Here is a 20,169-nt window from a genome sequence, read left to right on the forward strand (position 1 = left end):
AGGATTAACAACTGTAATCCGCTATTCCTGTTAGCTCAAGTTTCAAATATAACAATAAATAAATTGCGTTATAGATGTTAATCTTAATACGTTTTTGTTAAAATAAAAACGATGGATTTTGTAGTATATTATTTAAGAATAAGGTAATTAGAATTCAAGTTAATTTTTACGCATAACGGACATTTAAAATTTACAACACCTTATGATTTTGTACCTTTGCATGATTAAAAATGAAATATGGAAATCACTATAAAACCTACAACAAACCCAAAGATTATTAAGTTTGAGGCTTCAGAATTTTTGGTTAAAAACAAAGGCTATGAATTTGCTAATATAGATGAAGCGAAAGACAGCCCACTTGCTCAGCAATTATTTTATTTGCCATTCATAAAAAAGGTTTATATATCTGGAAATTTTATTGCCTTAGAGCGATATGATATTGTGGAGTGGGAAGATGTACAAGAAGAGGTAAGGGAACAGCTTGAGAGCTATTTAAACGATGATGGAATAGTTGTAAATGAAACGGATTTCAAAAAAGTTCCGGTTACAGTTTATGCCGAAAGCACGCCTAACCCTTCGGTTATGAAATTTGTCGCTAATAAAAAATTCGTGGAACAGCCATGGGAATTCTCCAACCTAGATGAGGCAATTTCATCTCCCTTGGCAACTGAATTATTTCAATACCCATTCGTAAAAAGCATCTACTTTGACGAAAATTTTATTTCACTTACTAAATATGAACGCTCCAATTGGGATGAAGTTATAATGGAAATTCGTGAATTTATACGAACCTACATTGAAAATGGCAACCTAATTATAGAAAAGGGAATTAATAAAACGGATACAGGAAACCAAATAATTCAACCAAGTGAAAATCTTAGTGAGACCTCTAAAGAAATAATTAATTTATTGGACGAATATGTAAAACCCGCTGTTGCTGGAGATGGAGGTAACATTGTTTTTCAATCATATGATGAGGATACAAAAACGGTGAGCGTAATTCTTCAGGGTGCATGTAGCGGATGTCCATCTTCTACTATTACATTGAAAAATGGTATACAAACCATGCTTCAACAAATGCTTGGCGAGAAAGTAAAAGAAGTGGTTGCGTTAAATGGCTAAGCGGTAATTAATTAGTATATTTAAGATATAAGTAATTAAAAATTAAATATTTATGTCTGTATTAAAAGTTATCGAAATATTAGCTAGTTCACCTACCGGCTGGGAGGATGCTGCCGCAAATGCAATAGCAGAAGCTTCAAAAAGTGTTAAAAACATCAAGTCGTGTTATGTCAAAGATCATTCGGCCGTAGTGAAAGATGGCAAGATTTCCGAATTTCGGGTAAATGTAAAAATCACCTTCAAGGTGGAATAAAATTAAAGGAGCTAAGCAAGCTCCTTTTTTATTAATAATAATTTAATACCTTAAATTAAAGATATTCTTAATTTTAACGCTCAATTTTAAAACCCAACCATTTATGGAAATTACAACTTGGATTAATAAAGCTTATGATTTACTCCTAGAATATGGGCCAAAGGTCCTCATGGCTATTGTAATATGGATTATAGGAATTTGGATAATTAAAATAGTCGTCAAAAACGTAAGGAAACGTTTGGAAAAGAATGATCACGATCCCAGTTTAAAAAATTTCCTAACAAACTTACTCGATTGGGTTTTAAAGGTTGTTTTAATTCTTGCCGTATTGAGTGTTGTTGGTTTTGAACCCACATCTTTTGCTGCGGTAATTGCTGCAGCCGGTTTGGCCATAGGTTTAGCTCTCCAAGGATCACTTGCTAATTTTGCTGGAGGTGTTCTTATCATGCTTTTCAAGCCAATTAAAATAGGCGATTATATAGAAGCACAAGGAGAGGCTGGGACCGTTAAAGAAATTGAAATATTCACCACAAAATTGTTATCCCCAGATAATAAGGAAATTATAATACCTAATGGTGCCCTCTCCAATAACAATATTGTTAATTATAGCAGCCAGCCGCAACGAAGAATCGACTTGGTGTTTGGTGTAGGTTATGATTCAGATATTAAGCAAACCAAGGAAATTTTAATGCAGCAACTAACTTCTCATCCAAATGTGTTGCAAGACCCTCCCCCAGTTGTAGCGCTAACCGAGCTCGGGGACAGTTCTATAAATTTTGTTGCAAGACCTTGGGTAAAAACAGAAAATTACTGGCCAACTTATTTCGCCATTATGGAAAATACCAAAAATGCGTTAGATGCAGCTGGCATAGAAATACCATATCCACACAACGTTCAAATAAACAAACAGGAATAATTAGGGTTTTGTTCCAACAAACCCTTTAAGGTAATTAGGTTCAAAATAGGCTACATCTTCAAATTCTTTTTTTTCAAATTTGGAAAAGGATAAATCTACCATATAATTTGAAGATGGTAATTGGGGTTCGTTCATGAATATGGCGTTGGAATGTTGAATTACGGTTCTAGCCTTTTCATTAGAATTCCCGATAAAATAGCACTTGTCTTGATTCAAATATTCTAAAAAAGTGGTTTCATTGAGAATATTAGGCCGTACCGGTTTCAGATTTTCTAATTTAGAATTGAACACAGAACTATAAACTTCCATGCGCCTAGCATCAATCATTGGAATAATAAAGCCATTTGAGACATTACAAGCTTTTGCCAGCACCATCATTGTATCAATTGAAATCAAAGGAATATTCAATGCAAAGGCCAATCCTTTGGCTGCTGCTACGCCAATTCTCAATCCGGTATAAGACCCGGGACCTTTGCTAATGGCCACTGCGTCTAAGGCTTTAAATGATTCCCCAACCTCAATAATTACTTTTTCAATAAAAACATGCAATAATTCTGAATGTGAATAGCCTGGAGTCTTATCCTCAATAAGTTGTAAAACTTTTCCATCCCTCGCTAAAGAAACAGAGCAATTGGTGGTAGTTGTTTCAAGATTTAAAATGAATGCCATTATTAGGAATTATTCTTCACCTTTAGAGACTTCCACAATATCACCTGAGCGAAGAGTTTTAGAAACGAGGTTATAAGGTCCTGTAATAATATCATCACCCTCATCTATACCAGATAGTACTTGTATATAACTATCATCTTGAATTCCTGTAGTTACAACCTTCAGCTTGGCTTTACCATTATTATTTAAGAAGACACACTCAAACTTTTGGTCTGTATTAGTAGTCGAAGGATTTTTAAGCTCACCTCCTTCTCCAAATTTTGTCGAAGAAGTATCAGATTTTATAACAATAGCACTTATAGGTACTGCCAAAGTATTATTTTGAGTTTCAGTTAAAACATCGACTGTAGCAGTCATCCCAGGTCGAAAGGGCGAATAGGACTCAGGTTTTCCTTCCACAAGATCCGCATAAGATTCTTCGACAATCCTTACCTTCACTTTAAAGTTCGTTACCTGATCGGCAGTTAATTCCCCTTCTGCAGAATTAGCGATTTCGGTTACAATTCCTCTAAATTCTTTATTTAAGTAAGCATCTACTTCAACAATGGTAGAATCACCTATTTCAACCTTAACAATATCATTTTCATTCACATCCACCTCAACCTCCATATTATTGAGATTAGCAACGCGCAAAATTTCGGTACCTGCCATCTGCTGGGTACCAACTACGCGTTCTCCTAACTCAACATTTAGCTTCGAAATTGTGCCACTCATAGGAGCGTATATAGTAGTTCTCCCCAAATTATCCCTAGCCTCATTAACACTTGCAGCTGCACTTTGAACCGAATAATAAGCTGAATTCTTGGCTGCTTCAGCAGTTTCGTAAGCTGCAACAGACCTATCCCATTCCGCTTTGGAAATAACTCCCTTATCGAATAAACTTTTGTTCCTATCATAATTGGCTTTAGCTTCCTTTAATGAAGCCTCTGCCTGCTCCAAACCTGCTTTTACATTTAAATAAGTAGCTTGAGATCTGTTAAATGCGGATTGGATTAAATCTGGATTTATTTTCACCAACAAATCACCTTTATTAACCTGATCACCCTCTGCAAAAGGCAATTCAATAATTTCACCTGAAACTTCACTCGAAATTTTCACTTCTACTTCGGGTTGTATTTTACCCGTAGCTGAGACCTTTTCAACAATAGTTTTAATCGATACTTCTTCAACTTCTACCTGCTTCAAATTAGCAGGTTTACCAAACCATCCTGCCTTTTTTCCGGCAATAAGTAGTGCTAAAACAACAACAACAGATAAAACTAAAATTATTATGGTCTTCCTAGACATTTCTAAAAAGTATTAAGTTCGGTTATTGGAATTCCAAAATAGAATTCAACAACCTTCAGTTTAAAAATATAATCGTACTTGGTTCTTATCACATCAGACTGAGCGTTTTCGTACTGAGTTCTACTTTGGTTAAAATCGAAAGCATTAGACAAGCCAACATCATAACGTTCCTTTGCATATTCGAAGGCTAACTTTCTTGCCTCTTCAGTTATTAGTGCCGCTTCATAAGCTTTCTTAGCATTTTTTGCATCATTATAGGCTTGATAGACATCTGCTTCTAAATCTAATTCAGCCTGCTCTAATTGAAACTCAGATCTTTTTAGGTTCACTTTACTTCTACCAACATTATTTCTAACGCTCAATCCGTTAAAAATAGGTACATTTAATCTAAGACCTACAGCAGTACCATCGAATAAATAAAGTTGATCAATAAACGCAATCTGTTCGCGAGTAAAGGGATCTAATTGCGAACTGGACCACCTTGTATTATAGCTTACAAACCCTGAAATAGTTGGGTAATAATTACCCCTAGATAAAGCCAAATCTTTTTCCGCAATCTCGAGATTCATTTCAGCTATTTTCACTTCGTTTCTCTCCTCTTTTGCCTTAGATACGATTGTTGTAGCCGAATTGGTTAAAATGGCGTCAGATATATTAAACTCTGGGACATCGGCAATACGGAAATTTGCATAATCTTTTAATTGCAATAGCTGTGCTAAGCCAAGGCGGGAGATAAATAAATTGTTCTCAGCTTCTATGATATTCTGCAACTGTGTAGCATTGGTTGCCTTAATTTCGAGTAAATCACCTTCAGGCAACACTCCAGCATCAACCAAATCTTGGGTCCGTTGTAAATTTTCACCAGTCAATTCATTCTGCGCCTGAAGAACCTTTAATTGCTCTTTATTAAACAAAATTTGAAGATATGCATTCGCCACAAATAACGAGATGTCATCTTTCATCTTATCTAGTTGATAAAGAGATGCAAATTTGGACAATTTTGCTCTTTGTAAATTTCTCCAATTTTGGAGTCCAGAAAAAATGTTTATCCCAGAACTTGCCCCTCCAGAAAGAGATTTAAAAGTTTGATTTTCAAATTGGTTCGTGGCGGGGTTGATGTTAGCACCTGTATTTATATTGTAGGATGCGTTAGCGTTTAAATTTGGAAGAAATGCCATTACAGCATCGCTTTTTGAAAGTTCGGCCAATTCAACATCTAATAAGGACTGCTTTATTGAAATATTATTCTCAACGGCATAATCGACACATTCTTTTAAAGTCCATTCTTTAACCTGGCCAAAAAATTGGAAACTTACGAAAACCAGTACTAATGCAAATGTATTTTTCATTTCTAAGCTATAGGTATTGAAACCACTCATTTCGTTACAGATTTGGGAAATTAATTTCTAGCGTATTGTGGCATACCTTGTAATTGATTCCAAACTTTGATTTTATCATCTTTTGAAATACCATTTTTTACTTGAACGAAAATACCATCACTTATCCCTAGCTCAACATTTTTTCTTTCAAACTTTTGGTCACCGACCTGAACTTCAACATATGGTTTTTGGGTATCTCGATCGTATTGCACCAAGGCTTCTTTAATTGCCAGAACATTTTCAGCTTTATTTAAAATAATGGAGGCATTGGCACTAAGACCTGCCCTAATAAAAGTGGAGTCAATTTTTTTAATGCTACCCTTGATTTCAAATTGAACTGCACCATTTTCTTCAATTCCTTTTGGGGCAATATAATCTAGAACAGCATCAAATTTTTGGTTTTCAATGGCCCCAACACTAATTTCTAGAGGTAAACCTTCTTTAATCTTTCCTACCTCACTTTCATCAACTTTGCCTTCAAAAATCATTTTTTTAACATCCGCTAGGGAAGCTATACTAGTGCCTTCATTAAAGTTATTAGCCTCAATTACTTGGTTTCCTTCTTTTACTGGTACATCCAAAACCATTCCTGATACAGTGGCTCTCACTTGGGTTTGAGCGATATTACCTAGACCTGATGTTGTCCCTGTTTTTACGATATCATAATTCTGGCGAGCAGAATTCAAATTAATCCTTGCCTGTTCCACACTTTGCTTCGCCTGTAAATAGGAATTTTGAATTCCTTCAAAATCATTAGCAGAAATGACTCCTTTATCAAAAAGGGCTTTTTGGCGATCGTAATTTGTTTTCTGGGTTTGAAAATTAATTTCAGCGGTTTCCAAGGCTGTTGAATTAGTAGCTATGGAATTCTTTGCACTTGTTAATGAAGATACATTTGGGATTACCCTAATTTTTGCAATAAGGTCGCCCGATTGCACATACTCTCCAGCCTCCACATACACTTCCTCCACAACTCCGGAAATATTGGGCTTAATTAAAACCTCTTCTTTCGGAACTATACTTCCTGTGGCCACAGTTTGTACTACAATTGTTTTCTCCAATGGTGATTCTGTAGTGTATTTAACTGGATCTTCCTGATTCTTACTCCATAAATACCATAGTGCCACTGCAAAAAGCGCAACTATTGAAATAAGTATGATTAATGTAGTTCTTCTTTTCATTGTTAGGGTATATATATAATTTTTTTATTCGGTTCTTAACGCATCCACGGGTTTCATTTTAGTGGCACTGTTTGCAGGAATTAATCCAGCCAAAAGACCAGAAATAACCAATATTAATAGTGCGACAATAACAACATTCATACTAACACTTGGGTTAGAAAAATTTTCGACGGGTCCACTCTGAGACAAAAGATAATTTATTAGCCAAATAACACCTGCCGCAAAGGAAATTCCTGCCATCCCTGATAAAAGGGTTAGGATAAGACTTTCCTGTAATATTTGAGATTTAATAACAAATGGTGTGGCTCCCATGGCTCGGCGAACTCCAATTTCGTTGGTACGCTCCTTAACCACAATCAACATTATATTACTTATGCCTATAATTCCCGACAAAAGTACAAGGGCACCAACAAAATAACCTACCCAAGATAGAATATTAAATAGGCCATTAACTCTTCCAAATTGCTCAGCCAAGTCCCAATGACCTATTGCTCTATCATCATTAGGCGCAATATTATGCCTTGATTTTAGTATATCAAAAACCTTTTGTTTGATATCAGAGATATTATAGTCATCATAAGCAGTAATAGCCATCCAACCAACATTATTTCCACTATTAAAAGCTTGGGCAAAAGAAGTAAACGGAATAAAAATAGTATTTGCTTCTTCTTCTCTATTTCCCTGGCTATTAGGCATATTGAATACACCAACCACCATAAAATTGACCCCGCTTATTTTGACATAGCTTCCTATTACCTCTTCATTTTTATCGTATAAAGCTTTGATTACATCTTTCCCAATAACACACACTTTACGTTTGGCTTCAATATCTGAGTAACTGATAAATCTCCCCATCAAAATATCCATCGGTTGTTGGTTGATGAATTCAGGATAATCCGCATTCACTTGAAAAGCACCAGTACGTGTGCCTCGAATAACATTATTGGCACCCATATATCCACCTAACTGATTTCTTGGAGAAACATATTTAAGTTCTGGCATTTGAGCCTTTAAAGTGGTAACATCGCTAAGATCATAATTAAACCTTCGATTGTTTGGTAAACCCTTATAAGGAATTGAAGTCCGTTGAGCCCACATAAACATGGAGTTTGTAGCAAAATTGCTGAAATCGGCCATTACACCATTTCTTAATCCATTGGTCAACGCTAGCAATAATACCAAAATGGAAATTCCCCAAAACACCCCGAATGCGGTTAAAATGGTTCTAAACTTGTTCGCGTTTAAAGCCTCTAAAATTTCATTCCAACGTTCTCTACTAAACATTTTATTCGTCTCTTAATGCTACAATTGGTTTAATGCGAGAAGCGCGATAAGCAGGGATAAAACCTGCTAATCCTCCTGCGAAAACAAGGATGAAAACAGTGGCTAGTGCAATTTGAAAATCAACTTGCGGATGTTTTATAAAATCGCTTTGGATCTGTGGACCCACCAATTCAAGTAACCCAAGACCCGTAATTAACCCAAAAAGTCCTGAAAACATAGTTACAAAAATGGCTTCTTGTAAAATCATACCTACAATTGAAGAAGGCAAAGCACCAATAGCTTTTCGAATACCAATTTCTTTGGTACGTTCCTTAACTATAATGATCATAATGTTTCCAACCCCAACAATTCCAGCTATTATGGTTCCTATACCAACAAACCAAAATACAGCACTTATGGTATCAATCAAGGTGTAAATTTTCTTGGCTTCTGCCAGAGTGCCATTAACTCTAATCGCATTTTGGTCGTCTGGAGCAATCATATGTCGAGCCTTCAATTCATCAGAAATACCTTGAGTTAAACTATTCGATAATTCAACGGCTTCATTGAAATTTTTTGACATTTTAACCGTGACCTCAATATTTCGAATATCATTAGAGGCGTTAAAAACCTTTTGGGCTGAAGAGAGAGGTAGGTAAACTCGTGTTTCTTCACGTTCACCTCCAGGATCTGAAAAAACTCCAACCACCATAAAATTCATTCCATTAACAGAAACTTGCTGTCCTAAGGGGTCAGATTCCTTAAAAAGATCTGTTTTAACTTTATTACCAATGACAGCTACCTTTCTGCTTTCAACAACATCGGTGTTATTAATAAAGCGACCATTAACAATGTCAGAATTCTCAATAAATTGTTTATCTGGATATACCCCTTCTACCCGATAATTACCAAATTGACCGTTATAAGAAATAGTCCCACCCCAAATTGAATAACCAGCTGATTTTAGATCTATATGATCACCAAATTTATTGGTGATATCCGCATAGTCATCCATTTTAAGTTGTACCCTTCTACCAGGGTTTAAGCCTTTATATTCTTTTGTAGTAACTCCTGGCCAAACATTAATAGAATTGGTGGCATCCTGTTCAAATTCAGATGTAACTCCGTTTTGGATACCTCGGCTAAAACCTAGTAAAATTACGAGAATAAAGATTCCGGAGGCCACAGATAGACCTGTTAAGCAAGTCCTTAACTTATTTTTTCGCAGGGTCTCAAATATCTCCTGCCAGCGTTCAATTTCAAACATACTCCGAAGCTCTCACCTGTTCTGTTAAAGTATCATTGATAATCAATCCATCCTTTAACTCAACTATACGCTTTGTCATGTGAGCAATATCATCTTCATGGGTAACCACCAAAATGGTTTTGCCCTCATCATTAATTTGTTGTATCAATTCCATTACACCATAAGAAGTGGTGGAATCTAGAGCACCCGTGGGCTCATCGGCCAATAGTACCTTAGGTTCACTAGCCAATGCTCTCGCTATAGCTACTCTTTGCTTTTGCCCTCCCGACAACTCATTTGGCAAATGCTCTTTCCAAGGGGTTAAGCCTACCTTATCAAGATAATAGGCTGCCTTTTCCAAACGCTCTTTTCGTTTTATTCCTTTGTAATAAAGAGGAAGAGCCACATTGTCTAAAGCAGATTTATAATTAATTAAATTGAATGATTGGAAGATAAATCCCAAAAATTCATTTCTATAAAGAGCAGCTACTCTTTCATTTAAATTTTTTATGGGCTTGCCGTCTAGAATATACTCCCCAGAGTCTGCTTCATCAAGCATTCCCAAAATATTCAAAAGTGTTGATTTTCCTGATCCCGAAGACCCCATAATACTGACAAGTTCACCTTCTTTAACATTGAAATCTATCCCTTTCAATACATGTAAAGTGTTCGAGCCCATATGGTAGGATTTGTGAAGATCCCTTATCTCTATCATTTAGTGATGGTTAAAATGCAAAGTTCGGAAATAGGCCAAGGACTTTCTATTAATAAAAAGTTAACTTATTCCCTCTAGATTAACTAGACTAAAGAAGGGGATATTTGTTACGGAAAAATTAGGCTTTTTTGACCCTTTTTGCACGGAAAAACTGATAGTAGATGAAATAAGCAATTCCACCTATTAACAGGTAAGGAAATATCATTAAATAAATAATTCCATTATTAACTCCTTCTGCGGTAGACTGTCCACTTTCACTTTCTAATACCGCCCTGCACATAGCACATTGGCCATAAGAATATTGAATACTGATTATCAGTGTAATAATTAAGGTTATGATGGTATGTTTATAGTGGAATTTCAAACTTATTTATAGTATGGTGAAATTAAGATAAAAACTAAAACCCCCGTAATTGCAACATAAAGCCATAAAGGAAATGTAATCCTAGCTATTTTACGATGCCTCTCCACATCCATGGTAATTCCCCTGACATAGGTAATTAAAACCATCGGAATAATGATTACAGACAAAAGAATGTGGGTTATTAAAATGAAATAATAAATGTATTTTAATAAACCTTCACCTCCATAAGGTGTAGACTCGCTAGTCATATGATAAGCCACATACATCCCAAGGAATAATACTGAAAGCCCAAGAGCAAATTGAACCAAGCGTTTGTGCCATTCAATTTTTTTGTTTTTAATCGCAACAAAAGCCAACACCAATACTAACGCTGTCATGGCATTAATTCCTGCATATATTGGTGGTAAAAATGATAATGGTTCAACATTCGGAAGTTTAATCCCGAATAAAATAACCACTACTATTGGGATAAGGATTGATAGAGTCCAAATCCATTTGTTATATTTTTTTTGCTTTTCTAAAACGGGGGTATTCATAGTTATTCGGCCAACAATTTTTTAATGTCTTGTTTCAACAAGCTTATTTCTTCACGTTCACCATCTTCATCAAAACCTTCTTCTTCACTTATTACACCTTTATAGAATATTATCGGATTTCCGAATTGATCTGATCGAGATCGAATATATCCGTTTTTGTCTATCAAAGCGAAATTTCCAGAATGCTCAAACCCTCCTTCTACATTTGGGTTTTCTCCAGCATATATATTAAAACCTACATTGGCAAGCTGATAGATACTATCTTTATTTCCTGTCATAAGATGCCAATTGGGATGTGTAATTTTATATTGTGTAGCATAATCCTTTAGAACTTCAGTGGTGTCGTATTCAGGATTAATTGTAAATGAAGCAATTCCAAAATCTATATTATCCTGAAAATCGCCTTGAATGTCCACCATATTACGATTCATTTTTGGGCAAATAGACGGACAGGTTGTGAAAAAGAATTCCGCAACATAAACCTTACCCTCATAATCTTTATTGCTAATAGTATCACCGTTTTGATTGACAAAACTAAAAGGAGGAACTTTTTTAGGTTCGCCATTAATGTTAAGGAACATCAATTCTGTGTCATCAACTTTATCCTGTATTGACCCACTGCGACTATCATCTCGAACGACATCACCATTACTGATCCTGTCTACAATTTCCGGAATAAAAATGATGCCAAAAATCAGAATAACGGCAGCTATGCCGATGTAGGAATAATTAGTTTTCTTGCTCATAATTACTTAAATCTTTTGCCCTTCTGATAGTAGAATTAAATTCTCCTTTACGTTTTTGCCTATATTCAGTTAACAAAATTCGCATATCTTCAGACAATTTATTTTTCATTTCCGCCACCTCCAGGGTGTTATAAGACCATAATGGGTTTCCTTTTTCATTCTTTTTGCCTTCGTCAATTAGCCTACCCCTTTGGTGTAATTCTTTATCAATAATTATAACGTCTGTACTTGCGTTAGAATCATTCAATACATTTTCCGTTTTAATACCCTTAAAAAACCCCTTTATGGCTCCTGCGCTGCCATAGACTACATGGAAATACTCTAAAGGTTCAAAGGGTGAAATTTCAGAAATCAATTCATTAACTTTTTCCTTTGAATCTGGAGTTGCTAATAAAACAACCTGAAACTTTTTAAAACCTCTAAACTTATCGTAGATAAGCTCTTTTACATTTGAAATGGAAATAGATTGGGCTTGGGGATCGCCCCCTATAATACCTAGGACAGTTATATGATCCTTCAAACGTATTTGGACATTTTGGTCAAGGGATGAAAAATTACCCAGGTCGGGCACTTCGTCCTTAACAATATCAAGAGCTTCATAATTGTGGGTTGCCGGTAGAAGCATCAATAAAAAGGCTACCGGAAGGAAGAAAAGAATTCCTAATACCAGGTTTCGTTTTACTCTTTTCTTATACATTTTATAAGCTTTTTGCCCTTCTCATAATTGTCGTGCAAAAATAAGAAAGACAGTTAAAATTAACTGTCTTTCAATATCTTTTAACGTTACTTAAACGCTTAAAAATCTCTTTTTATAAAACCTGTTCGGTAGACTTCATCGATATAGCCTCCTTCTTGCAACAGGATAAAAACCAAATAACAAATTAGAAAGATGGCCGTCCAAACAACCATACGTTTTAAACTCGGCAATTCATCCCTCATGTGCATAAAATCCCACGTAATGTAGTATGCTTTTACAATTGTTAGGATAATAAATATCCAATTAAGCAAATGCATTCCCAAAAAGTTAACCATTAAGGAATCTGGTTTGTAAATTCCTAGAATAACTTCAATTGCCGTTACAATGGATAAAAATATTAGGACCCCCCAAATTTTTTGGGTATTAGACTTAAATTTAATAAGTCCTCTGAAAATTTCTAATTTATGTGCGTGTGCCATTTTTTAGAATGGTAATTTTAAATTAAACCAGGTAAAAGAATGTAAATACGAAAACCCAAACTAAATCTACAAAGTGCCAATATAAACCAACTTTTTCAACCATCTCATAAGTTCCTCTTCTCTCATAAGTACCTAGAATAACATTGAAGAAAATTATGATATTAATTACAACACCAGAAAAAACGTGAAACCCGTGAAAACCAGTGATAAAGAAAAAGAAATCAGCAAACAAAGGAGAACCATATTCATTATGTACTAGGTTAGCACCTTCGACCACCAAGGTTCCATGATTTTTAATTTGAGATATAGATTCACCTCTAGATAACACAGTTTTTTCACCTTCCTCGGTTAAAAGTTGTGTTCTTACCAATATGTTTGAGTTTGCCTCTAATCCTGCTAACACCTCATTTACGGTATAAGAAGGCAAAGTACCTTCATCTTGAAACCATAAACCAGCGTTACGTTCAAGCTTAACTCTTTCAGTTGGTTGCGTAACTGCAAAATCCCTAAGGGCAACACGTTTAAAAACCTGTTCGCCATCCTTTTCAACATATTCCCCGAATTGAAGAATATTTCCTCCTTTAGTCAATACGGCACCGTAATCTCCTTTAATAAAGGTTGCCCATTCCCATGCTTGAGATCCAACGAAAATCAGACCACCAATTATGGTAAGAAACATGTACCAGGTAACTTTCGTTTTCTGCATTTTATGACCTGCATCTACTGCGAGCACCATAGTTACAGAAGACATTATCAAAATAAATGTCATGAAAGCCACATAAATCATCGGTAATTCTTGCCCATGCAAGAAGGGAACGTGCGTAAACACTTCATCGGCTATAGGCCAAGATTCAATGAATTTAAAACGGGAAAAACCGTAAGAAGCAAGAAATCCGGAAAAAGTTAATGCATCAGAAACGATGAAAAACCACATCATCAATTTTCCATAGCTTGCATGTAAAGGTTGGTTTCCTCCGCCCCAATTTTTTCCTTCAGTACCAGTTGCGACAACTGTCGTATCCATAGTCAGGGATTAGCGTTAAAAAGTTGGACAAAAATAACGATTTATTTTATCTAAAGAAATTTAAAAACAAAAACAGGTAAACCCACAGAATATCTATAAAATGCCAGAAAGTGCTTGCTAATTCAAGTCCCAACATATCTTCTGGCTTATACTTTTGTTTAAAATGATTATAAATTACTACCAAAAGGCTAACTAAACCAACAACAACGTGTAAAATATGCACAAAGGCTATTAGGAAAATAAAGGACATTGTAATGTTACTGGTAGGCCCTGTAAAATTAAATCCATCAGCTATTATCTGACCAAATCCTACAAATTGATTATAGATAAAAAACAAACCTAGAACCAATGTAGTTAACAACCAAATGGTAGTCTGTTGTAATTTAGATTGCTTTAATGATCTTTTGGCTAACCATATAGTTATACTACTAACAACAATAATTACAGTACTTATTATAAATGCCTTTGGAAGTTGATAGTCTTGTAACCAATCTGGTCGACTACTACTGACGATTATGGCACTCGTCCAGCCTGCAAAGGACATAATAAGTGAAATGATACCAAACCAAAGCATCATCTTCTTTGCCCTATATTCTTTTTCCTTAATACTTCCTTCTGTTAAGTCCATTATTTATTTAAATAAATTTATCAATCACATAAACGATTTGCACCAAAGTGATATAAGTAACACTCGCCAACATTAACTGCCTGGCTGCAACAACGGATCTTTTCTGAAATAACCTAAGGGCATAATACAACATAAAAAGTCCTATACAAAATACAACAATTGCCCCAACGAAGGACAAAGAAAGATCTCCCGTAAAATTGAAAACAGGAAGAATTGATACGATTATTGTCCAACAACTATACATGACAATCTGAACCGCCGTCCCCTTATCGCGCTTACCTGTTGGCAACATAAAAAACCCTCCCCTCTTATAGTCTTCAAACAAAAACCAACCAATTGCCCAAAAATGCGGAAACTGCCAAAAAAATTGTAATGCAAATAAAATTCCAGGTTCGATGCCAAATTGATTTCTTGCAGCAACCCAACCTAACATAAAAGGAATAGCCCCGGGAATTGCACCCGCAAAAACCGCCAATGGAGTTTTTGTTTTTAATGGGGTGTAAATACTTGTATATATGAAAATAGAAATGGCTCCATACATTGCGGTTCTAGGATTAATAATGTACAGGGTGATTATTCCTAATACTGTAAATATTGTGGCAATGGCAAAAGCAGTATTCACCGACATTCTTCCTCCCGGAATTGGCCGGTTCTTTGTTCTATCCATTAAGGCATCTAAGTCTCGTTCAATAATTTGGTTAAACGCATTTGAAGCACCAACCATAAAATATCCACCTATACACAATAAAATAACCGTTATTAAATTAACCGTGTCGGCTCCCAAAAAATAGCCAGCCACTGAAGAAAAGACCACGCTGACTGATAACCGGACTTTGGTAATTTCCTTAAAGTCAGAAATTAAAGAGTGACTTGCTGTTGAAGTGTTAGAGGTACTCAACCTAAATGAATCTAGATAAATTTTGTGGGTGCAAAGATACTCCTTAAAACAAAATCACCAATTAAATAAAAAAGTTCTTGTAGTTAGCAAAAGTTAAAATATAGATATTGGTTATTTAAAGATCCCAATACCAATTGAAAAGATCTGTTTTTACACCAAGAGTAAACCAATTACTATTACTTTTAAAAACATCAGCGGTATTCACTTCTGGATTAAAATTCCTAAAAGTCAATTGTGCAAAAAGATGCAACCTGCTAACAGGGTTTAGCATATAACCACCGATCAATTCACCATAAAATACATTAGTGGTATTTCCTTGAGCTACTTTTATATTAGAATCACCGACCCTGTCATTTTCCGTTCTATAAATATCTCCACCGTAAAAAAAACTGTCCTCCTCGGAGTTAAAATCGAAACCTCTCTTACCGAACACCAATTTTGCATCACCAAACCAACGATCGTATTTATATCGGCCAATAAGAACTAACTCGCTGAAATTTGCTCCCCACGCATGGGCCATTGGTTGATTCGTATTAGCATAATTCAAAATTATGGTATTATGGCTATAGGTATAGGGTCTAACCCTGTTGTATTCAATTTGTATATTTAGATTCTTTACATCAAAAGGCTCATAATATTTTAGCCCAATCTGATAACCGAATTTATTCTTCCAGCTTTTATTACCCTTCCTTATTTCAGGCAATGAAAATTCGTCCAAAATAACTTGTGAGTAAAGGTTGATCTTATTATTCCATTTATATTTGGCCGATGCTCCTACGATGGCATTCCCAGCACCTTGGCCAGTTTCAAATTCAATCGCTCTATAGAATATAATCGGGTTAAGGTAATTAACATCAAAACCCCGGTCGTTACTGTCATACCACAATACAGATTCAAACAATCCTATATTTAATCGCTTACTTACATTCCAACTTAAATAATGGTTGGCCATATATTTTCTCAGAAATGATTTTTCTTCGGAAACTTCACCACGGATATCCTTTAACCACATCCAGGTATTTGTGTATTTTATTTTCCAAAATTTAGTGCTGATTTTAAAAAATGGATAGGGGCTGCCAAAATCACTTTGGAAGAGAGAACGATACCCATCTCCTATGAAATTTTTCCCATAACCAAACTGAACATTTAATATGTCAATAGGACTGTAGCTAAGATAGGCCTCAGCGACTGGATAGTCGAAACCATCCTGCTTAAACAATTTTGAAATCCCACGTCCAGGAATTACCGCAGCTTCACGCCCTCTTATGCTGTAGGCAAAATCATTATAATATTGAGCAAACCTTCCCTGACTTTCGTAAACAGAAGTAAAGAAATTTAATCGTTTGCCTAGGCCTCCTTGGACTGTAAAACCACGCGTATTGTTATAAGTACTACTAAAATCAGCATCAGAGTCTTTACCAACCTGCAAGTCGAAAATAGGGTCTATAACAAACCAATAATCTTTAGACTGAATTCTTACCAAATGCTCATCCCAAAATTTCCTTCCCAACCAAGATGAGGCATTTTTCCTCAAGGGGTCGTTATGGGACTTTAAATTAAAATAGGGCTTCACCTCATTAAATTGAAAAGGCTTTGCCGCCGTATGAGCATTCGTCCCAACTTGATTCATTTCTGCATCGAATAAATCATAATAGTTATGCGTAAAGGGAATATTTAAATAGCTGTTGTATTCGGGAGAATTAAATGGGATCAATGATTTATTTATACTGTCTAATTCTTTGGACTCCTTTTCTATGGCATTCTGATTTTCAGAAATTTCTTCCACATTAGTTAAATTCATTTCACCAACGGGCTCTAATGGAATTTTTATGGTTAAAGAATATTGGAAATATGTAGGGTTTCCATTATATGTGCCTGGTTGCATGGTTGGCATTAATCCGAAAACACGGTTCGTTTCATCTTTCAAGGATTCCGAAATCGCATCGATGTAAAGAACCTTGGTTTTCCCTTGCCCATCAATTTCAAACAACAATTGCACTTGTCCTTCATAATTATTTTGAACCAAATCGTCAGGTACTTCAAAAGACGTATAGACAAAGGATTGTATCTTATGGAAAAGGCAGGGTTTTAGTAAATCATTAGCAAGAGAATCACAACCAGGATAGATTGGAGGTCGTTCGTAGGTATCTAAATTTTGGGCAATTATATTAGTGCTAGTCCAAAGTATTAACACTAAAAAACAATACTTCATTTGGTATCGGTCAATTTAATGCTGAAAGATAAATCATTAAAAGCTACAAAACAAAGCTGCCTCCTTGGGAGACAGCTATTTTTAAAACTTAATCTTGAACTTTAAAAATTATAGGTAGATAATATGCCACGGAAACGGGTCTATATCTCTGTTTACCTGGCTCCATTTGAGGAATTTTTTTGGCAACACGCATGGCCTCCTGCTGTAAAATTGGATGGGGTGCTCTTGCTTGTATATCAATAACCTCACCTTTTTGGTTAATTGTAAAAGCCATTTGAATTTTTTGAGTTCCTGACAAACCATATTCTGAACCGATTGAGGTATCAAAGTTCTTCTGTACGATACGATTCAACTTTTCTGACATACATTTAAGTTTGTCTTTATTAGTTTTTTTCTTCTCACAGCCAGGAAAAATGGGAACCTGCTCCAAGTTGGTGACATCGAATATCTCATCGACATTATCAGTATCGTCAATTTTCGGTATGCTTCCAGGATCAATTATTTCAGGGAATTCATCCTTTGAAGAAAATTCAGTCTCAGGCGGAACATCGACAAAATCTGGAGCCGTTGTAATCTTGGGGGGAACAGATTTATTTTTCTTTCTAGCCGTAGTTTGCCGGGAATCAGTCTTTTTTTCAATCACATAATTTCGACTGACGAACTCGGGTGATTTATCTTCAATCGGCTGAACAGTTAAAAGCGAATATCCTTTTCTCTCAAATTCCATTTGAAAAACTAAATGGATAAATAATAACGAAATGATTAAACCCGCTTGAAAAAAAATGGTGCTGTTTTTTCGTAAATTTGTAATGGGTTTTGGATGTTCCTTGCCTCTTGAGGAGCTCTGCACAGCCCTCAAGTGTGTTTTTTTCGGATTTTTCATAATAATTAATTGAAGTGTTAATATTTTGATAAAATCACAAGAAACATACCAAAACAAAAAAACCCGTCTAAAAAATTAGACGGGTTTTTGATTTTATGGAAATTATACGATTAATCCTGTACTTGGAACACAATCGGCAACGAATATGGAACCGTCACTGCCTTTCCTCTTTGCATTCCTGGCTTCATTTTAGGCAATAAACCAATTACTCTGGCTGCCTCCTTTTCTAAACCAGGATGCGGAGCTCTAGATTGTATACTGGTAACATTACCACTCTTGTCTATCTTAAAAATCACATTAATACGTTGTCTACCCGACAACCCTAAATCACTTGCAAGTTCAGTGTTGAACTTCTTACTTACAAATTGCTGAACTTTCTCGGACATGCATTTTTTCTTAGCATCATTTCCTTTCTCATTCTCACATCCTGGAAAAACAGGAACGTTTTCGATTACCGCAAAAGGAACCTCTATATCTTCTTCCACTTCTTCAACAACTACTTCCTCAACCTCAACGATTTCTTCATTTTGGTCAGTTTCTGTAGACTCGATTACAGTTTCTTCCACTTCCTCATCATCTTCAACAACTTCAATTTCTTCTGGTGCTGCTGGAGGTGGTGGAGGTGGAGGTGGTGGAGTCTTTAATTGTTCAGTAATTGGAATTTCTTCCTCCAACTCTTCTTCCATATTAAGCTGACCTATATCTATGTCGCTTTTATCATATGTTTTGTAGTTGATAGTTAAATAGGTGATCAACAACATCAAAGTAAGTCCGACAGCAAAATAAATGGAGCTGTTTCGGCTTACATCGACCTTTGGATTTTTCTTTGGTTCCATGAAATAAGTGATTTTTTAAGGATTGCTAAAATAACCAAATAATAGTTAAAAAAACAAACGATTAATTTTATTTAACGAACTCGAAACAGGACTTTAATGAATAAAACCGATAAAAGCGCTCCAATTATGTTGGCTATTATATCACGGAAATCAAAAGTTCTGCCCGAGGACAATATCAATTGTAAAACCTCAATAATTATGCCATAACCAATTGAAAAGAAGAAACTTAAAAGTAGTGGTGATTTAAATTTTCGTCCAAAAAGAGTTAAATAAGCTAATGAGACCAATATTGCATGAGCCGCAATATGATTTAATTTATCGTCATACTCTGATCCCAGAGGTTTTACTATGCCAAAGTTACCAAGGCTAAATATGGTTATAAATCCTAAATAGCCAATTAAAAATAGTGGGTTTAACGGCTTTTTAAGCACCAACCAATTCGGTATATTCTTCGGCAGTTAACAAATTATCTAGTTCAGATATATCTGAACATTTTACCTTAATCATCCAACCCTCACCATATGGATCGGTATTAACCTTTTCAGGCTCATCTTCAAGAGAAGCATTAAATTCAATTATCTCACCAGAAACGGGAAGGAATAAATCCGAAACTGTTTTAACAGCCTCAACCGTTCCAAAAATCTCTTCTGCATCAAGGGTTTCATCTACTGTATCAACTTCAACATATACAATATCACCTAGCTCACCCTGAGCAAAGTCAGTGATTCCTACTGTAATAATGTCTCCTTCAACCTTAACCCACTCATGGTCTTTGGTATACTTTAATTCTGATGGTACGTTCATTTGTGATTCAATTATTTTGACAAAAGTAAAC

The 20,169-nt window shown here is 35.5% G+C and carries 23 protein-coding genes; 3 read left to right on the forward strand and 20 right to left on the reverse strand.

Features of this window, described 5'->3' with window-relative positions:
- Positions 1-237: 237 nt before the first annotated feature.
- The 3 genes from ISU00_RS03250 to ISU00_RS03260 all read left to right on the forward strand — a co-directional run bounded on the left by ISU00_RS03250 (position 238) and on the right by ISU00_RS03260 (position 2,291).
- On the forward strand, positions 238-1,122 hold the full coding sequence (locus ISU00_RS03250; RefSeq protein WP_228852608.1) for a NifU family protein: 885 nt from the start codon (positions 238-240) through the stop codon (positions 1,120-1,122).
- A 52-nt stretch (positions 1,123-1,174) separates the two neighbouring features.
- Positions 1,175-1,375 carry a dodecin family protein gene (locus ISU00_RS03255; RefSeq protein ID WP_228852609.1) on the forward strand — a complete coding sequence of 67 codons (201 nt, stop codon included), beginning with the start codon at positions 1,175-1,177 and terminating at the stop codon, positions 1,373-1,375.
- Between the two features lie 103 nt (positions 1,376-1,478).
- Positions 1,479-2,291 carry a mechanosensitive ion channel family protein gene (locus ISU00_RS03260; protein WP_228852610.1) on the forward strand — a complete coding sequence of 271 codons (813 nt, stop codon included), beginning with the start codon at positions 1,479-1,481 and terminating at the stop codon, positions 2,289-2,291.
- Here the strand turns inward: ISU00_RS03260 and tsaB are convergent, their stop codons facing one another.
- The 20 genes from tsaB to gcvH all read right to left on the reverse strand — a co-directional run bounded on the left by tsaB (position 2,292) and on the right by gcvH (position 20,138).
- Positions 2,292-2,960: a tRNA (adenosine(37)-N6)-threonylcarbamoyltransferase complex dimerization subunit type 1 TsaB gene (gene tsaB / locus ISU00_RS03265; protein WP_228852611.1), complete on the reverse strand. Its 669-nt coding sequence runs from the start codon at positions 2,958-2,960 to the stop codon at positions 2,292-2,294. It lies immediately after the preceding gene.
- Between the two features lie 9 nt (positions 2,961-2,969).
- The gene (locus ISU00_RS03270) at positions 2,970-4,247 is read right to left on the reverse strand and encodes an efflux RND transporter periplasmic adaptor subunit (RefSeq protein ID WP_228852612.1); all 1,278 of its coding nucleotides are present in this window, start codon (positions 4,245-4,247) and stop codon (positions 2,970-2,972) included.
- A 2-nt stretch (positions 4,248-4,249) separates the two neighbouring features.
- On the reverse strand, positions 4,250-5,626 hold the full coding sequence (locus tag ISU00_RS03275; RefSeq protein ID WP_228852613.1) for a TolC family protein: 1,377 nt from the start codon (positions 5,624-5,626) through the stop codon (positions 4,250-4,252).
- 20 nt (positions 5,627-5,646) lie between these two features.
- The gene (locus ISU00_RS03280; RefSeq protein WP_228852614.1) at positions 5,647-6,807 is read right to left on the reverse strand and encodes an efflux RND transporter periplasmic adaptor subunit; all 1,161 of its coding nucleotides are present in this window, start codon (positions 6,805-6,807) and stop codon (positions 5,647-5,649) included.
- A 24-nt stretch (positions 6,808-6,831) separates the two neighbouring features.
- Positions 6,832-8,091, reverse strand: a complete 1,260-nt coding sequence (locus ISU00_RS03285; RefSeq protein WP_228852615.1) for an ABC transporter permease — start codon at positions 8,089-8,091, stop codon at positions 6,832-6,834.
- A gap of 1 nt (position 8,092) precedes the next feature.
- Positions 8,093-9,337: an ABC transporter permease gene (locus ISU00_RS03290; RefSeq protein WP_228852616.1), complete on the reverse strand. Its 1,245-nt coding sequence runs from the start codon at positions 9,335-9,337 to the stop codon at positions 8,093-8,095.
- Positions 9,330-10,031 carry an ABC transporter ATP-binding protein gene (locus tag ISU00_RS03295; protein ID WP_228852617.1) on the reverse strand — a complete coding sequence of 234 codons (702 nt, stop codon included), beginning with the start codon at positions 10,029-10,031 and terminating at the stop codon, positions 9,330-9,332. Before ISU00_RS03295 ends, ISU00_RS03290 begins: the two co-directional genes overlap by 8 nt.
- 118 nt (positions 10,032-10,149) lie before the next feature.
- Positions 10,150-10,395 carry a hypothetical protein gene (locus ISU00_RS03300; RefSeq protein ID WP_228852618.1) on the reverse strand — a complete coding sequence of 82 codons (246 nt, stop codon included), beginning with the start codon at positions 10,393-10,395 and terminating at the stop codon, positions 10,150-10,152.
- A gap of 2 nt (positions 10,396-10,397) precedes the next feature.
- On the reverse strand, positions 10,398-10,931 hold the full coding sequence (locus tag ISU00_RS03305; RefSeq protein WP_228852619.1) for a DUF420 domain-containing protein: 534 nt from the start codon (positions 10,929-10,931) through the stop codon (positions 10,398-10,400).
- 2 nt (positions 10,932-10,933) lie between these two features.
- Complete coding sequence (locus ISU00_RS03310) at positions 10,934-11,677, reverse strand: SCO family protein (protein WP_228852620.1); 744 nt, start codon at positions 11,675-11,677, stop codon at positions 10,934-10,936.
- Positions 11,661-12,374 (reverse strand): hypothetical protein, encoded by a 714-nt coding sequence (locus ISU00_RS03315; protein ID WP_228852621.1) that lies wholly within the window; start codon positions 12,372-12,374, stop codon positions 11,661-11,663. The genes ISU00_RS03310 and ISU00_RS03315 overlap by 17 nt, the downstream gene beginning before the upstream one ends.
- Positions 12,375-12,472: 98 nt before the next feature.
- Positions 12,473-12,853 carry a cytochrome C oxidase subunit IV family protein gene (locus tag ISU00_RS03320; RefSeq protein WP_228852622.1) on the reverse strand — a complete coding sequence of 127 codons (381 nt, stop codon included), beginning with the start codon at positions 12,851-12,853 and terminating at the stop codon, positions 12,473-12,475.
- A 22-nt stretch (positions 12,854-12,875) separates the two neighbouring features.
- Positions 12,876-13,877, reverse strand: coding sequence for a cytochrome c oxidase subunit 3 (locus tag ISU00_RS03325; protein WP_228852623.1), 1,002 nt, complete (start codon positions 13,875-13,877; stop codon positions 12,876-12,878).
- Positions 13,878-13,923: 46 nt separating this feature from the next.
- Entirely contained in the window at positions 13,924-14,505 is a 582-nt protein-coding gene (locus ISU00_RS03330; protein WP_228852624.1) for a cytochrome c oxidase subunit 3, read from the reverse strand.
- A gap of 7 nt (positions 14,506-14,512) precedes the next feature.
- The gene (cyoE, locus tag ISU00_RS03335) at positions 14,513-15,403 is read right to left on the reverse strand and encodes a heme o synthase (protein WP_228852625.1); all 891 of its coding nucleotides are present in this window, start codon (positions 15,401-15,403) and stop codon (positions 14,513-14,515) included.
- A gap of 115 nt (positions 15,404-15,518) precedes the next feature.
- Complete coding sequence (locus tag ISU00_RS03340; protein ID WP_228852626.1) at positions 15,519-17,615, reverse strand: gliding motility protein RemB; 2,097 nt, start codon at positions 17,613-17,615, stop codon at positions 15,519-15,521.
- A gap of 88 nt (positions 17,616-17,703) precedes the next feature.
- A complete protein-coding gene (locus tag ISU00_RS03345; RefSeq protein ID WP_228852627.1) occupies positions 17,704-18,498 on the reverse strand; it encodes an energy transducer TonB in 795 nt (264 codons plus the stop codon).
- Between the two features lie 110 nt (positions 18,499-18,608).
- Complete coding sequence (locus ISU00_RS03350) at positions 18,609-19,334, reverse strand: energy transducer TonB (RefSeq protein ID WP_228852628.1); 726 nt, start codon at positions 19,332-19,334, stop codon at positions 18,609-18,611.
- Between the two features lie 71 nt (positions 19,335-19,405).
- A complete protein-coding gene (locus ISU00_RS17700; RefSeq protein WP_394368533.1) occupies positions 19,406-19,765 on the reverse strand; it encodes a VanZ family protein in 360 nt (119 codons plus the stop codon).
- Complete coding sequence (gene gcvH / locus ISU00_RS03355; protein ID WP_228852629.1) at positions 19,758-20,138, reverse strand: glycine cleavage system protein GcvH; 381 nt, start codon at positions 20,136-20,138, stop codon at positions 19,758-19,760. Before gcvH ends, ISU00_RS17700 begins: the two co-directional genes overlap by 8 nt.
- Positions 20,139-20,169 lie beyond the last annotated feature (31 nt).

Source organism: Aegicerativicinus sediminis (assembly GCF_015476115.1).
In the GTDB taxonomy this organism is placed as follows: domain Bacteria; phylum Bacteroidota; class Bacteroidia; order Flavobacteriales; family Flavobacteriaceae; genus Aegicerativicinus; species Aegicerativicinus sediminis.